Origin of the sequence: Mesorhizobium sp. M0106, from assembly GCF_040322715.1 — a bacterium.
In the GTDB taxonomy this organism is placed as follows: Bacteria; Pseudomonadota; Alphaproteobacteria; order Rhizobiales; family Rhizobiaceae; genus Mesorhizobium.
The window spans coordinates 217,726-231,985 of sequence record NZ_JAMYUA010000003.1; the positions used below are offsets into that span (position 1 = coordinate 217,726).

At 60.6% G+C, this 14,260-nt stretch carries 13 protein-coding genes; 6 read left to right on the forward strand and 7 right to left on the reverse strand.

Annotation, left to right across the window (positions count from 1 at the left end; genetic code table 11):
• Window positions 1-300 precede the first annotated feature (300 nt).
• Complete coding sequence (locus tag NKJ55_RS04570) at window positions 301-1,095, forward strand: sulfotransferase domain-containing protein (RefSeq protein WP_352448857.1); 795 nt, start codon at window positions 301-303, stop codon at window positions 1,093-1,095.
• Window positions 1,096-1,109: 14 nt separating this feature from the next.
• Window positions 1,110-1,805: a sulfotransferase family protein gene (locus NKJ55_RS04575; RefSeq protein WP_352448858.1), complete on the forward strand. Its 696-nt coding sequence runs from the start codon at window positions 1,110-1,112 to the stop codon at window positions 1,803-1,805.
• A 23-nt stretch (window positions 1,806-1,828) separates the two neighbouring features.
• Here NKJ55_RS04575 and NKJ55_RS04580 read toward each other — a convergent pair whose 3' ends face one another.
• Entirely contained in the window at window positions 1,829-3,226 is a 1,398-nt protein-coding gene (locus NKJ55_RS04580; RefSeq protein WP_352448859.1) for a glycosyltransferase family 2 protein, read from the reverse strand.
• On the opposite strand from NKJ55_RS04580, the gene NKJ55_RS04585 reads away from it, so the two are divergent.
• From NKJ55_RS04585 to NKJ55_RS04600, 4 genes are all read left to right on the forward strand, one after another.
• Complete coding sequence (locus NKJ55_RS04585; RefSeq protein WP_352448860.1) at window positions 3,143-4,198, forward strand: glycosyltransferase family 4 protein; 1,056 nt, start codon at window positions 3,143-3,145, stop codon at window positions 4,196-4,198. The two genes, NKJ55_RS04580 and NKJ55_RS04585, sit on opposite strands and share 84 nt — an antisense overlap.
• Before the next feature lie 113 nt (window positions 4,199-4,311).
• Window positions 4,312-5,085, forward strand: coding sequence for a glycosyltransferase family 2 protein (locus NKJ55_RS04590; RefSeq protein WP_352448861.1), 774 nt, complete (start codon window positions 4,312-4,314; stop codon window positions 5,083-5,085).
• Window positions 5,086-5,193: 108 nt separating this feature from the next.
• Window positions 5,194-5,916, forward strand: a complete 723-nt coding sequence (locus tag NKJ55_RS04595) for a glycosyltransferase (protein WP_352448862.1) — start codon at window positions 5,194-5,196, stop codon at window positions 5,914-5,916.
• 275 nt (window positions 5,917-6,191) lie between these two features.
• Entirely contained in the window at window positions 6,192-7,229 is a 1,038-nt protein-coding gene (locus tag NKJ55_RS04600) for a phosphatidylglycerol lysyltransferase domain-containing protein (RefSeq protein ID WP_352448863.1), read from the forward strand.
• A 590-nt stretch (window positions 7,230-7,819) separates the two neighbouring features.
• Here the strand turns inward: NKJ55_RS04600 and NKJ55_RS04605 are convergent.
• The 6 genes from NKJ55_RS04605 to NKJ55_RS04630 form a co-directional block, all read right to left on the reverse strand.
• Entirely contained in the window at window positions 7,820-8,896 is a 1,077-nt protein-coding gene (locus NKJ55_RS04605; RefSeq protein ID WP_352448864.1) for an ABC transporter ATP-binding protein, read from the reverse strand.
• On the reverse strand, window positions 8,893-9,693 hold the full coding sequence (locus NKJ55_RS04610; RefSeq protein WP_352448865.1) for an ABC transporter permease: 801 nt from the start codon (window positions 9,691-9,693) through the stop codon (window positions 8,893-8,895). The genes NKJ55_RS04605 and NKJ55_RS04610 overlap by 4 nt, the downstream gene beginning before the upstream one ends.
• Window position 9,694: 1 nt before the next feature.
• On the reverse strand, window positions 9,695-10,555 hold the full coding sequence (locus NKJ55_RS04615; protein ID WP_352448965.1) for an ABC transporter permease: 861 nt from the start codon (window positions 10,553-10,555) through the stop codon (window positions 9,695-9,697).
• A gap of 66 nt (window positions 10,556-10,621) precedes the next feature.
• Window positions 10,622-11,641, reverse strand: a complete 1,020-nt coding sequence (locus NKJ55_RS04620; protein ID WP_352448866.1) for an ABC transporter substrate-binding protein — start codon at window positions 11,639-11,641, stop codon at window positions 10,622-10,624.
• An 83-nt stretch (window positions 11,642-11,724) separates the two neighbouring features.
• Window positions 11,725-13,200, reverse strand: a complete 1,476-nt coding sequence (locus NKJ55_RS04625; RefSeq protein WP_352448867.1) for an aldehyde dehydrogenase — start codon at window positions 13,198-13,200, stop codon at window positions 11,725-11,727.
• Entirely contained in the window at window positions 13,197-14,255 is a 1,059-nt protein-coding gene (locus tag NKJ55_RS04630; RefSeq protein WP_352448868.1) for an LLM class flavin-dependent oxidoreductase, read from the reverse strand. The genes NKJ55_RS04625 and NKJ55_RS04630 overlap by 4 nt, the downstream gene beginning before the upstream one ends.
• Window positions 14,256-14,260: the final 5 nt, after the last annotated feature.

Below are 14,260 nucleotides of genomic sequence, written 5' to 3' on the forward strand. Positions count from 1 at the left end.
TGCATGTCGTCCGAAAGCGCGTCACTGAATACGCTTCGACGCGATGCGCATTAAGGATTCGGCCGCCGGATCGCGGAACGGAGCGCCCGCGTCGAACAGTCGTCGCAACAGGCCAAAAAACATAAGGCATTCCGAACCGGGATATAGTAAAGGCCAATTCGCCCCGCAGAGGATCGCAATTCTTGCCGGCATTTCTGCCTTGTGTTCGAATCAGCCGTAGGCTTAGGCGCCCAGTAATGGGGTTGGTCTGGCCGGCAGCGGTTCGGGCGCCAGCTCTGATAATCTAAAGGAGGTCTCTCCATGTCCTTTCTAAACATGTCCTTTCTAAAATTTTTCCAGGCCAAAGCGCCGCCTCTTCCTCTTATCGTATCCTTTCCAAAATCGGGGCGCACGTGGCTACGTGTCATGCTGGACGATCTCGGAGTTGAAGTTCAATACATTCACGACGGAACCGACCACAAGTTACTTCGACCGATATCGGGCCTAAAGGAGAATAAATCTCGATACAAGAAGAGAAGAACAATAATGCTTGTTCGCGATCCAAGAGATACGGTGGTCTCAGGGTACTTTCAGGTTCAGAAGCGCCACATGCTTCCAGCGGGATCGTTCAGCGATTTTATCAGAAGCGACAATCATGGGGTTGAAAAGATCATCAGATTTAATCTGCATTGGTTCGCGGCCATGCCCCGGATGCGCGAAATCCGGTATCTTCAATATGAAGATATGCATCGGGATACGGCTGGTGTCCTTCGCGCGATCCTTGGATTCCTGAACCAGCAGGCTGACGATCGGACGCTTGTCGAGGTGGCGAACAACCGAACGTTCGACAAGATGAAAGTGAGTGAATCGACCGGTGATCTGTCCGATCGATACGGCAAGATACTACAGCCGCGCGATGCGAATGATCCCGAAAGCTTCAAGGTGCGCAAGGGCAAGATAGGCGGTTACGGCGAATATCTTTCCGAGGACGACGTGGCCTTTTGTGACGAGCAGTTGGCTAAGTTCGAATATTGGGAGAAGCTGGACAAGGTTTTTAGCACGAACGGCTTGTGCTACGCTCGCGTCGATAACCGCGCCCGGGTCGCCTTGGGTTAGGGAGCATTGCCGACATGGTGATGCGGACCGGATTCATTTGCGGCTGCGGCCATAGCGGGACGACGTTGATTGCGACGATCCTTGCGTCGCATCCCGACGTCTACCTGCCGCTCCAGGAAACCAACATTTTCTTCAAGTGGACGCCACTGGCCATGTTCCGCTTCTGGAAACTGAAGCGGGCGGCGCTCGATGCTGGAAAGAACGTGCTGCTTGAAAAAACACCGCGGCATATCCGCCGTGTCGCCCGCATTCGCCGGCTCGTGCCCGGCGCGCGTTTCGTCATGCCGGTGCGAGATGGGCGCGACGTCGTAGCGTCCCTGATCAAACGACTTGGCGACCCAGCGGAGGCTCTCGACCGCTGGATCAACGACAATGCGCTGGTTCTTGCGGAACGGGGAAAGCCGGATGTGCTGATCTATCGCTATGAGGACCTGGTCGAGAATCCGGCCAAAGTCGTCGAGCAGATATGCGGCTTTCTCGATGTAACCTTCAGCCCGGATCTCCTCGACTATCACAAGAACCCGCAGCAGTGGTTCAAGCCGACCGACGCCAGCGGCGAGACGCCACATGCGGTGCTCCGGAACCAACAGGTCAATCAGCCGATCTATGACGGGAGCGGAAGATGGCGCTCCGAACTTGGAAACGCCGAGCTACAGGACCTGGTACAAGGACGAGGTGCCCAGCTTATGAAAGCATTCGGTTATGCATGATCGGCATCTGCTTGAAATGCCGTCTACCAATCAATTTTGTCGATCAAACCCGTTTTGAACAGGCTGTGAGCTCCTTCGTACAGCATTGACTGTTCGCTCATCGCGCTGAGAGCGGCTTTACCGCTCGATACCTCATGATACTGGCGATATTTGGAAGCGCCGTTCCAATACTGACCTTCCGCCACCGCGACCTGCGCCTTGTCGTTGAAATCGGCGAAGAACTTGAAATGAAGCAGGCCAGCCAATCCCTTTATATAGTTTCGCCAGTAGGGCAGCGGTGAGTGAATCGACGTAAAAATCGTCTGGCGATCAACATATATCAGAGGAAACTTGGTCAACTTGTGCTGCCTGGCGAAAAGCCGGGTTCTCGGGCCGCCTGTGATCTTGAGATGCCGGGGGCTCCTCGTCACCTCATAGCCGCTGCCGTCGAAATGGTCCGCAACTTGCCATGGCGGCACGATGGGATCGAAGGGTACGTCCCAGATGTTTCCGCTCGGATACATGTCGATCATCGGCGCCAGCAGGCGTGTCATTCCGCGCCGCTTGAGCCAGTCGGCCATCGCACCGAGCGGATGCTGATCCATACCGTCATAGACAAGATATTCGTCCGCATCCACGGTTAGATACCAGCGAGGCTGACCATAGATCTGCACAATCCGCTGACGCCAAAGGTTTCCCAGGTCCGACTGTGAATAGGTGATCGGCGAGCTGAATAGATCGACATCTGGCTGCTCGGCCAGAAGCTCAGCTGTTCCGTCTGTCGAGCGATCATCGAGGACGGCGAATCTGGTGACGCCGAGTTCGCGATAGTGCTTCAGGAACGGGCGTAGCCTGTCCGCCTCGTTGCGGATGACGAGGATCAAAGGCAGGTCATTCGCTTTAAGGGGCGTTATCGGCCGCAGCGATGACACTTCTGCCCGTCTTCCGAAAGTGTGTCTCAGCCGATATATGGCGGTGTCGGTAATCGTCCGGCGGACAATGGCGGGCCAGGTTGCTTTGCTCAAGCCATCGATTCCCCTCATGGCGGTCACCGCCCGGCTGGAGCTGGCGCTGATCCGCTGTTTGCAGTTAATTTCTACATGCAGCACCGTTAGGCAAATCGCAAGCAGTTGCGGACAATGGACACAGGCCTGTTCTGAGTTCCGGCGGGTGAGCTTTCCAAGTGTTGCCGATGCGAGCTGGCCTCTATAGACATCGTCAGATGGCAACAAGGCCGGAGCCCAGAGCCCATGCACGCCGGCATTCGTGGCACCGAAAATCAATTCGACAGGCCGCTCCTGTTCGTGCGCCAGCGTTATGCGCCTTTCGGTGGCGGCGAGATCATGTTGGAAAACATCATGGCCGCATTCGCCGCGCGTCAGCGGCGGGTGGCCGTGCTGTCCGGCGACTGGCCGCGTTATGAAGGCATCGAGTTCATCCATTGTGCCGGCCGCCGGTTTCCGCGTTCGCTGCGGGCGACGTCCTTTGCTCAAGCCGCCTGCCGCAAGATCGCCGAGATGCCGCCGGCACTGGTGCAGAGCAACGATCGTCTCCCGTGCTGCGATGTCTTCCGGGCCGGGGAGGGCGTTCATGCCGCCTATCTTGCCGAGCGGCGGCGTTTCGAGACGCGGCTTGGCAGGGCGGCAATGGCGCTGAGCCCCTTTCACCGCCAGACGCTGCGCCTCGAGCGCGCAACCTACGCCAGCCCGAGGCTCAAAGCTGTCATTGCCATTTCGAAGATGGTGGCAGAGGACATTGTCCGTCACTACGATTATCCGGCGGAAAATGTACACCATATTCCCAACGGGGTGGATCTCGACCGCTTCAACCCGCAGCTGCGCCAGCAGCATCGGGCGACAATCCGCGCGCGGCTCGACGTCGACGAAAACAGGCCGGTCGTCCTGTTTGTCGGCTCGGGCTTTGCGCGAAAAGGACTTCTTGCACTGATGAAGGCGGTCGCCAGGCTCGATGGCGAGCCTGAATTGTGGGTCATCGGCCATGATTCGCGCGCCAACGCCTTCAGGCAGGCCGGTGACAGGCTCGGTCTCGGCGCACGGCTCAAGATGCTGGGGCCGCAGAAAGACATGCTGCCGTGGTACGGCGCGGCCGATATTGCCGTGCTGCCTTCCATCTATGATCCTTTCGGCACAGTGGTCATCGAAGCGATGGCCAGCGGCTTGCCCGCCGTGGTAAGCACCGGCTGTGGAGCGCGCGAGCTTGTCGAGCGGTTCGAGCCGACGCTCGTTTGCGATGCGGCCAGCGAAAGCGACCTCGCTGCAGCGCTCGCGCACGCGCTGCGGTTGTCGTCACGACCTGACACCGCGGCCCGGGTGAGAGCGGCGGCCGAACACTATGATTTCAATGTCATGATCAAGCGAATGATGGCGCTTTATGAAAGCCTTGATCTGAAATGATTTTCGACTTTGTTGAATTAGGTTAGTACCCTCAGTGTGCTAACGGGCCGGGAGCCGATGCTGCAGATGCATTCGAATGACAGTGGCAGCTTTGATGCCGGAGCATTCTGACCGTGCCGGCGCTCTCGGTCATTATCATCACCCGCAACGAGGAGGCATCCATCGCGCAATGCCTTCGGTCGGTCCATTTTGCCGATGAGATCGTCGTTCTCGACAACAACAGCAGCGACAGGACCAGGGAGATTGCCGGTGCTCTGGGGGCCAAGGTCCTGATGACCGTTGATTGGCCCGGTTTCGGCGCGCAAAAAAACCGTGCGCTGGCCGCGGCAACGGGGGATTGGATCCTCTCGCTTGATGCCGATGAGTGGGTGGAGGCGCCGCTCGGCGCGGAAATAAGGGCCGCAATCGCCGACCCAAAAGCCAATGACGGCTTCGAAATACCGAGAAGATCGCGCTTTTGCGGGCACATTGTCCGCCATAGCGGCTGGTCGCCCGATCTGGTGCTCAGGCTCTTCCGTCGCCGCTCCGGGCGGTTCAGCGACGACACCGTGCACGAGAAGGTATTGGTGAACGGGAAGGTCAGCCGATTGTCCCAGCCGATCGAGCACGATTCCATTACCGACTTGGCAGATGCCCACGACAAGATCGGCCGGTACGCAGAAGCGTCCGCCGCGCAACTGCTTGCCGAGGGCAAAAAAAGCTCGATAGGCAAGGCGGTTTTGCGCTCGGTCTGGGCCTATGTGCGCAGCTATATTTTCCGGCTGGGATTTCTGGACGGTTCCATTGGTGCGATGGTGGCCGCGTATTCGGCCAGCTACACCTATCAGAAATGGGCCCGTGTCGCATTGGGAATGCGAGGCCCGGTCCACCCAAAAAAGCAATGCTGAGGCCAGGACAAATCTGTGAGAAACCGGCTTGGTTGACCGCAATTGTTGCCGAGCCATCGCCAACTAGTTAGTGTACGACCGTAAAAATCGAAAGCCAGGGTAGTGAATATGACTGATGCGTTTAGGGTATTTATCGGATGGGACAGCCGTGAGCCGATCGCGTACGACGTCGCGCGACACTCGCTGCTCAAACATGCGTCGGCGCCTGTCTCCGTCATTCCGATCAAACAGGACGAGATGCGTGCCCGCGGGCTCTATTGGCGGGAAAAAGATCCGCTCGCCTCAACGGAGTTCACCTACACGCGCTTCCTCACGCCCTTTCTCGCCGACTACACGGGTTGGGCCCTGTTTTGCGATTGTGATTTCCTGTGGCTTGGTGACGTCGCAGGCCTGCTGAAATATACGGACTCGGACAAGGCGGTCTATTGCGTCCAGCATGACTATACGCCGAAGGCCACAACCAAGATGGATGGTGTGGTCCAGACGTCCTATCCTCGGAAAAACTGGTCGTCGCTGATGCTGTTCAATTGCGCGCATCCTTCGGTCAGATCGCTCACGCCAGAGGTCGTGAATCAGGAAAGTGGCGCCTATCTTCACCGAATGCAGTGGGTTGCCGACAAAGATTTGGGCTCATTGCCGGTAGAGTGGAATTGGCTCGAAGGTTGGAATGAAAAGCCTGCGGTCGGCACACCTAAGGCGGTCCACTATACCAGCGGCGGCCCGTGGTTTGCCGAATGGCAGAATGTCGACTACGCCGATTTGTGGATAGCAGAACGCGACGAGTTCCTGGCTTCCGATCAAGCGGAATCTTCTCAGAGCGCCGTTCGATAAGAACATCGTGTTTGGCAGGTGACCTGGGCGCTTCCGAAAGTGGCATTGATTTTCGTGTCGCCAAGGGCGCAGCAACCAGCCGTCAGGCGCGGGGCGTCGACAACAATGGGTGTTGCCGCCTGGGGGCGGGACCGGGGCAGATTGCGCCTACGAATCTGGCGGCTCCGGCCGGGTAAACATGCCGCGCTGAGATAAGGATCAGCTCGCGGCAATATGATCGGTTTTTTGGGTCCGTCAGCTCTTTCATCGGCCTAGCCGGCACGCGAAAGTCGACCATGCCGTCACTGCGAAGACGCCTCGATCGTTTCCTGGAGAACCGCGGGCCTAAAATACCGCGGCTGCAGCTGAACCATGTCGAGCGCCTGGCGCTGGTCCGTCGCCATGGTGATTTTTCCCTTGCCTATTCGACCGCCGTGCAGAAGGGGCTTCACTACTTCGGCGATGCCCAGGGCTACATCGCTTACGGCAGCAAAACGCGACATCATTTCGCGCTCGGTGATCCAGTGGCTGCCCCGGCCGATCGGCGCGACTATATCAGACGTTTCATCGAGGTTGCCGGCAGCCCGTGGTTCGTGCAGATCGGCGACCAGACGGCGCGCGTGCTTGCCGGGCTTGGCTATCAGGTCAACCGCCTCGGCGTCGACACCAGGCTTGTCCTGCCCAGACACGACTTTTCCGGAAAGCGCAATGAGACAGTGCGCTATTCCGAACGCTGGCTCTTGAAGAAGGGTTTTTCCTTCGCGGAGGACAACGGGACTGTCTTCCTCGACGAGATTGCCAGGCTCTCCCAGAATTGGCGGGGCGACCGCATCGTCAAGCGCTGGGAGATGAGATTTCTCAACAGGCCGTTTGCCGATCACCTTGGCGTCGATATGCGCCGTTTCGTCCTGCACGGTCCGGATGGGGAGCTCGTGGCCTTGCTGGATTTCGATCCGCTGTTCAGCGACGGCAAGGTCATCGGCTACACCACCTCGTTCAAGCGCAAGCACATCGATGCCTCGGCGCATGCCGAGATCGGCCTGACCAAATTCGCGGTCGACCGCTTTCGCGATGAAGGTGTTTCCGTCGTCACCCTAGGCCTGTCGCCGCTTGTCGAAATCGGACCTAGCGGGTTTGCCGAAAGCGATTTCTGGCGGCACGCCTTCCAGCGTGCCTATGACTCCCCCTGGGTCAATCGCACCCGCTTCAATCTGCGGGGCCAGGCGGCCTTCAAGCGCCGGTTCCATGGTGTCGAAGAGCCGACCTATCTCGCCTTTCGCAAGGGAACCTTTTTCGAAGCGCTTTCTCTGCTCCGGCTGATCAGGGCCGTCTAGCGCCTAGTGGCTGGGCGCTCGTCGTCTCCTAGCATGGTCGACCTCACACCGGTCAGGCTTGGTTGTTTAGGTGGGAAAGGAATGCCGCGGCGGGAAGCAAAAGACCGGCTGCGAACCGCCGGCCCATTCTGCGGCATCCCCCAGTCCCGCCGGGGCACTTTTGGCAGCCTGAGAACGGCTCCGCGTCAGCGCCAAGGGGTCGGATTCACGGTTGCTGCAGCGTACCGCCAGGAATAACGAGGGTACCCTGGCCTGGCCTTGAGTATCTGAAGCCTATGAAGAACAAAGCAACGATGATCAAACAAATGACGATGACCGCGACGACGCTGCCAGGATGGTGTCCGGTATCTGGCGGTTGGACCATTGCCTTCCCGTATGGCTATCGCCGCTGACCTTCTTCATCTTCCAACCGAGCATGACGACTGTCAATGGATACGGGAGTTGCGCCCGCCATCCAATCAGCCGACTGCAGCGTCGATCACGTTGCGCGCTTGCTGACCGAAGCTGATGATGGACCTAACCACAGCTTGTTCCCAAGCACGCTCCCATCGCTGCGAAGCGTTGAAGGGCGGCGATCCACCGCGGCTTGGTCAGGCCGGAAACAGGAATGCAGCAGCGGGATCGAAAAAGACCTGCCGGCTGCAGGGCCACACATCCTGCGATTGCATGGCGGCGGAGGTCGGCCTGATGTCAACCTCCTGTCCAGCGGCGATGCGCGCAACGATCCGCCGGCGCTCGCCGTAAAATGCGATGTCGACGATCTCGACATTCAGTTCCGCGCTCGCCGGGCTCCGCTCCATGCTAAAGGCTTCGGGCCGGATCATCAGCCTGGTCTTCTGGCCTTTGCCGAACGTGCCGTTGGCCCTGACTCCGGATATGACCGAACCGTCTGTCATGCGGATCGTTGTCGTGCCGTTGGTGGTGCCGAGATGTTCGGCGGCGAGGAAATTCGAATTGCCGATGAAGCCGGCGACGAAATCGGTCGCCGGCCTGAGATAGAGATCCTCGCCGGTGCCGGTCTGCTCGATGCGGCCATCCTTGAACAGGGCGATTCGGTCCGACAGATGCAGCGCCTCTTCCTGATCGTGGGTGACGTAGAGAATGGTGACGCCGGTCTGGCGATGGATGCGGCGGATTTCGCCCTGGATTTCCTCGCGCAGCTTCTTGTCGAGCGCCGACAATGGCTCGTCCATCAAAAGGATCGGAGGATCGTAGGCCAGCGCCCGGGCCAGCGCGACGCGCTGCTGCTGGCCGCCCGACAGCGCACCGGGTAAGCGTCCGGCAAAGCTTTCGAGCCGCACCAGGGCCAGCATGTCGGCGACCTTTTTCGTCACCTCGGCGTCCGGCCGGCGGCGAACCCGCAGCGGAAAAGCGACGTTTTCGGCCACCGTCAGATGCGGAAACAGCGTGTAGCGCTGGAAGACCATGCCAATGTTGCGCTTATGCGGGGGCACCGCAAGCAGCGACTTTCCTTCCAGCAAGACATCGCCGGAAGTCGGGTCCTGAAAGCCGGCGATCGCGTAGAGCGTCGTCGATTTTCCCGAACCGGAGGGCCCGAGGAAGGTCAGGAACTCGCCCCTGGGAATGTCCAGCGTGACGTCGTGCACGGCGACGATCGCCCCGAACGCCTTGCGCAGATTGCGGATGGAGAGGAAAGGGTGGGTCATGTCCGGAACTTTCGCTGCAGCAGCGCCGTCATCACCATCAGGGCAAGCGTCAGCCCGACCAGCAGGCTGGAGGCAGCGGCGATCACCGGACTGAGATCCGACCGCAGACTGCCCCAGATCTTGACGGGCAAGGTTTGCAAGCTGGGGCTGGCCATGAAGATCGCCACCACGACTTCGTCCCACGAGGCGAGGAAGGAAAAGATCGCGGCGGAGAAGATGCCGATCCGGATCGACGGCAAGGTGATCCTGAGCCTGGCCTCGAGCGGGCTTGCCCCGCAGACGATTGCCGCGTCCTCTATCGACTTGTCGAACCCTTCGAGCGCGGTCGCGATCGGAATGATGGCGAAGGGCAGCGCCAGCACGGTGTGGGCGATGACGAAGCCGATGGTGGTGCCGCCGAGGCCAAGGCGAAGGAAGAAGGCGTAGATGGCGATGGCGAAGACAACGACGGGCAGAACCATCGGCGTCAGCAGCAGGCCGCGCAGGATCTCACGTCCGGCAAACCTTCCGCGAACCAGGGCAAAGGAGGCGAGCAGGCCGATCGCTACTGCCAGGATCGCCGTCATGGTGGCGATCCGAGCGCTGGTCAGCGCGGCGTCGAGCCAGGCCGGATCGGCAAAAAGCTCCTGGTACCATTTGAGCGTCCAGCCGGGCGGCGGAAAAGCCAGCCAGCGCGACGAGCCGAAGGAGAGCAGAACAATGAAGACCACCGGCAACAGAAGAAAGCCAGCGACCAGCGCGGTGAAGCCGAGCAGGGCAACCCGTAGCCAACCCATGCGGTCATAGTCGAGCAGCATCTCAGATGCCTCCGCTCGTGCGCCTGGCACCGACAAGGCGCAGTTGCAGTGCGTAGAGAACCATGGTGACGACAAGCAGGATGAAGGCAGCGGCGCTGCCGAGCCCCCAGTTGAGCAGCGACTGGACCATCTGCGCGATCATTTCGGCAAGCATCATGTTCGACGTGCCGCCGAGCAGTGCCGGCGTTACGAAGTAGCCGAGCGACATGACGAAGACCATCAGGCCGCCGGCGGCGACGCCGGGCCGCGACAGCGGCACGAGGATGCGGCGGAACGCCTGGAAAGGGCTTGCGCCGCACAGCGACGCCGCACGCAGCGTCATCGGATCGATCGCCCGTAACGTGCCGACCAGCGGCAGGATCATGAAGGGCAGCATGATATAGACCATGCCGATAGTGACGCCGGTGAGATTGTTGATGAGCGGCAGCGGGTGGTCGATGACGCCGATGATCATCAGCGTCCGGTTGATCACGCCGGTACGCTGCAGGAGCACCATCCAGGCATAGGTGCGGGTGAGCAGGTTCGTCCACATCGACAGAATGATGATGCCGAAGATGATCGAGGCCAGTCCCGAAGGCATGATCGCCAGCATCCAGGCGACCGGAAAGGCGACAAGGACCGTGACGATGGTGACCAACGCCGCGACCAGGAATGTGTTGAAGAACACCCGCGCATAGGTGCCGTCACCAAGCAGGGCAGCATAGTTCTGCAAGCCTGGCTCGGGCTCCGTGACACTGCGCAAAAGCAGCGCCAGCACGGGGACGATGAAGAACAGCATAATCAGAATCAGGGCCGGCAGCAGGCCATTGAGACCTGCCGGCACCCGCACCGTTCCAAAGTTCCGGCGTGTTTCGACCGACATGACAGCGACCCGGCTAAGGGACGAGACGGCGCGAACCGTCTCGTCCATTGCGGTTCAAGGGCGGGCTTATTTCGCCTGCCAGGCATACCAACGCGCGGCGATGGTGTCGCGATTGGCGGCCCAGTAGTTCATGTCGAGATTGATCTGTCCGTCGACATGAGCGTCCGGCAGCGATTTCACGGCATCGGCCGGCATCTCTGCCTTGGCCTTGGTGTTGATCGGCGCATAGCCGCTGGCTTCGGCAAATTTGGCCTGGCCGGCGGGGCTGCTCGCCGCGGCGAGGAATTTCATCGCCGTATCCTTGTTCTTGGCACCCTTCGGTACCACCAGAACGTCGGCTGCGGTCAGGTTCTGGTTCCAGGAGACGCCGACATCGGCGCCATCCTTGTCCAGTGCGAAGACGCGGCCGTTCCACAGCTGGCCGAACGTTGCTTCGCCGGATGCGATCAATTGCTGCGACTCCGCCCCGCCGCCCCACCAGACGATGTCCGACTTGATGGTATCGAGTTTCTTGAAGGCGCGATCGAGATCCAGCGGATAGAGCTTGTCCGCCGGAACACCATCGGCCAGCAGCGCGATCTCGATGACACCGGGCGCCGACCATTTGTAGAAGGTCCGCTTGCCCGGGAACTTCGTCAGGTCGAACATGTCGGCCCAGCCGGCCGGTTCACCCGAAATCGCGCCCTTGTTCCAGGCGAGAACGAAGGAATAGTAGAAACTGCCGACGGCGTGATCGGTGGTGAAGCGCGGATCGAGGTCGGCCTTCGGCACGGTCTTGAAGTCGATCGGCTCGAGCAGACCGTCCTTGGCCGCCTTGATGGCGAAATCCATCTCGACGTCGACGACGTCCCAGTTGACACTGCCGCTGTCGACCATCGCCTTCAGCTTGCCGTAGTCCGTCGGGCCGTCCTGCATGACCTTGATGCCGGATGCAGCGGTGAACGGCTCGGCCCAGGATTTGGTCTGCGCTTCCTGGGTCGTCCCGCCCCAGCTGGTGAACACCATGTCCTCGGCCTTTGCGGCCGTCGTTGCCAGAACTGTCGTTGCAATAAAGCCGGCAAGGAAGCCGGTGATGATCAGTTTCATGTCGTTCTCCTCTGTTGTTTTCGTTGTTGTCTGTTCGCAATCGGTCGTTTTCGCCTTGATCGCGCATCTCCGGCCGGCGGCGGCTACCGCATGACAAAAGGATCGGGAATCGGGTCGTCGGAGGTGCGTATCCACACCGATTTCGAACGCGTGTAGTCGCGGATCGCATCGAGGCCGCCCTCGCGGCCGAGCCCGGATTGGCCGTAGCCGCCAAACGGAACCAGCGGCGAGACCGCCCGATAGGTGTTGATCCAGACCACGCCGGCATGGATGCCGCGCGCCATGCGGTGGGCTTTTGCCAGATTGGTGGTGAACACGCCGGACGCCAGGCCGAACTTCGTGTCGTTGGCGAGCGAAAGCGCTTCAGCTTCGCTGTCGAAGGCTAGCACACAGAGCACCGGGCCGAAGAGCTCTTCGCGCACGCAGGCAAGGGTCTGATCAGGCGCGTCGATAATCGTCGGCGCGTAATAGAAGCCGTCCGCCATGCCCGCGGGGCGGATGCCGCCGGTGACCAGTTGCCCGCCCGCGGCCAGGCTTTCAGCAATGATCCTCTCTATCCATTCGCGCTGGCGCGAGGTGGCGAGCGGTCCCATTTCGATCGCGGGATCCTGCGGATCGCCAATCCTGATCGCCTCGGCCTTGCGCTTGAGCCGGGCGAGGAATTCGTCCTTCACGGAGCGCTGGACCAGCAGCCGCGAGCCGGCGACGCAGCTCTGGCCGGTGGCAGCGAAGATGCCGGCAACGACCGCGTTGGCGGCGCTGTCCAGATCGGCATCGGCAAACACCACGACCGGGCTTTTGCCGCCGAGCTCGAGCGTCGTGAAGGCGAGGTTTTCCGCCGTATTCCTGACGATCTGCCGAGCGGTCGAGGGACCGCCGGTGAAGGCGACGCGGGCGACGAGCGGATGACTGGTCAGCCGGTGACCGCAATCGTGGCCGAAGCCGGTCAGGATGTTGACGGTCCCGGCGGGAAATCCCGCCTCATGGACGAGTTCGGCGAAGGCCAGCAACGGGGCAGGGCCGTCTTCCGATGCTTTCAGAACGATGGTGCAGCCGGCCGCCAGCGCCGGCCCGAGCTTGACGGCGGACAGGAAGAGCTGCGAATTCCACGGCACAATGGCGGCGACGACGCCAATTGGCTCCGGCCGGATGGTCACTTCCATGTCGGCCTTGTCGATGGGGACAAACGAACCCTCGTGCTTGTCGGCCAGCCCGCCATAATAGCGGTAATAGTCGCCGACATAGGCAATCTGGGCGCGGGTCTCGCGGATGATCTTGCCGGTATCGCGCGTCTCGAGTTCCGCCAGCCGGTCGGCATTGGCGACCACCAGATCGCCGAGCCGCACCAGAAGCTTGCCGCGTGCCGTTGCCGTCATTGCCGGCCACGTGCCGGAGCCAAGCGCCCGGTGAGCAGCTTCGACGGCGCGGTCGACGTCATCAGACGATGCAGCGGGCATCTTCGCCCATGGCGCGCCCGTCGAGGGATCGATGCTGTCGAAGGTCGCCGCCACTTCGACGAAGCTGCCGTCAATATAGTTCCTGAATTGAGTAGTGCTCATCGCAATCCAGCTTTCGGCTCGGAAAAGGCCGGCATCACCCTGTCGATGAAGAGCTGCAGCGATTTCTTCTTGCGCCGATGGGAAAGGCCGCTGTCGATCCAGATCGAATACTGATCGTAGCCGAGCGCTTCGTAGGCCTTCAGCCTGGCGATCACCTCGTCGGCTTCGCCAATGACCAGGTTCTGCTTGATCTTGTCAGGCGCATATTGCGGCATGGCCGCGATCTCGTCTTCGGTCAGCGCTTCCATTATGCCCTGGTGCACCGGCTTCTTGTTCTGGAACCAGGCGCCGAACTGGCAGTAGAACTGCGACAGATCCTGCGCGAGCCGGTCAGCCTCCGCGGCATCCTCGGCGACGAAAGTATGCATCAGCAGCATGATCGCCGGCCTTGGTACGTCGGGGTGGGCATTACACGCCGCATTGAAACGCTCCATCAGGCTGGCCACTTCGTCATCGCCCGAGGCGAGCGGCGTAACCTGGACGTTGCATTTGCTGGAAACCGCAAAGTCGTGCGAGTTCGGATCGCGTGCGGCCACCCAGATCGGCGGATAAGGCTTTTGCAGCGGCTTGGGCGACGAGGTGGTTGAAGGAAACGACCAGAACTCGCCGGCGAGTTCGAAATCACCATCCCATAGGCCGCGGATCGCCGGCACCATCTCGCGCATACGCTGGCCGGCACTCCAGGCCTCGAGGCCTGGGAAAAGTCGCTGGTATTCGTAAGCGTAGGCGCCGCGCGCAATGCCGATGTCGAGACGGCCGCCGGTGATGACGTCGGCCATCGCTGCTTCGCCGGCAAGCTTGATCGGGTGCCAGAACGGCGCGACGATGGTTCCGGTTCCGAGCCGGATGCGCCTGGTTTTGGCGGCGAGCCACGCGATGTTGATGAACGGGTTCGGCGAGATGGTGAATTCCATCCCGTGATGCTCGCCGATCCAGGCAGTCTCGAATCCTGCCTCTTCCGCCTGCAGCACCAACTCCTCCAGCTCGCCGACAAGCTCGGAATGCGGCTTTGCCAGATCCGATCGCTCCATGTGCACGAAAAGCGAAAACTTCATCGGTT

What these genes read in the sequence shown, in the direction of transcription:
- NKJ55_RS04570 (WP_352448857.1), top strand. Translation starts at nt 301, where the DNA reads ATGTCCTTTCTAAACATGTCCTTTCTAAAATTTTTCCAGGCCAAAGCG.
- NKJ55_RS04575 (WP_352448858.1), top strand. Translation starts at nt 1,110, where the DNA reads ATGGTGATGCGGACCGGATTCATTTGCGGCTGCGGCCATAGCGGGACG.
- NKJ55_RS04585 (WP_352448860.1), top strand. Translation starts at nt 3,143, where the DNA reads ATGGCCGCATTCGCCGCGCGTCAGCGGCGGGTGGCCGTGCTGTCCGGC.
- NKJ55_RS04580 (WP_352448859.1), bottom strand. Translation starts at nt 3,226, where the DNA reads ATGGATGAACTCGATGCCTTCATAACGCGGCCAGTCGCCGGACAGCAC.
- NKJ55_RS04595 (WP_352448862.1), top strand. Translation starts at nt 5,194, where the DNA reads ATGACTGATGCGTTTAGGGTATTTATCGGATGGGACAGCCGTGAGCCG.
- NKJ55_RS04600 (WP_352448863.1), top strand. Translation starts at nt 6,192, where the DNA reads ATGCCGTCACTGCGAAGACGCCTCGATCGTTTCCTGGAGAACCGCGGG.
- NKJ55_RS04605 (WP_352448864.1), bottom strand. Translation starts at nt 8,896, where the DNA reads ATGACCCACCCTTTCCTCTCCATCCGCAATCTGCGCAAGGCGTTCGGG.
- NKJ55_RS04610 (WP_352448865.1), bottom strand. Translation starts at nt 9,693, where the DNA reads ATGCTGCTCGACTATGACCGCATGGGTTGGCTACGGGTTGCCCTGCTC.
- NKJ55_RS04615 (WP_352448965.1), bottom strand. Translation starts at nt 10,555, where the DNA reads ATGTCGGTCGAAACACGCCGGAACTTTGGAACGGTGCGGGTGCCGGCA.
- NKJ55_RS04620 (WP_352448866.1), bottom strand. Translation starts at nt 11,641, where the DNA reads ATGAAACTGATCATCACCGGCTTCCTTGCCGGCTTTATTGCAACGACA.
- NKJ55_RS04625 (WP_352448867.1), bottom strand. Translation starts at nt 13,200, where the DNA reads ATGAGCACTACTCAATTCAGGAACTATATTGACGGCAGCTTCGTCGAA.
- NKJ55_RS04630 (WP_352448868.1), bottom strand. Translation starts at nt 14,255, where the DNA reads ATGAAGTTTTCGCTTTTCGTGCACATGGAGCGATCGGATCTGGCAAAG.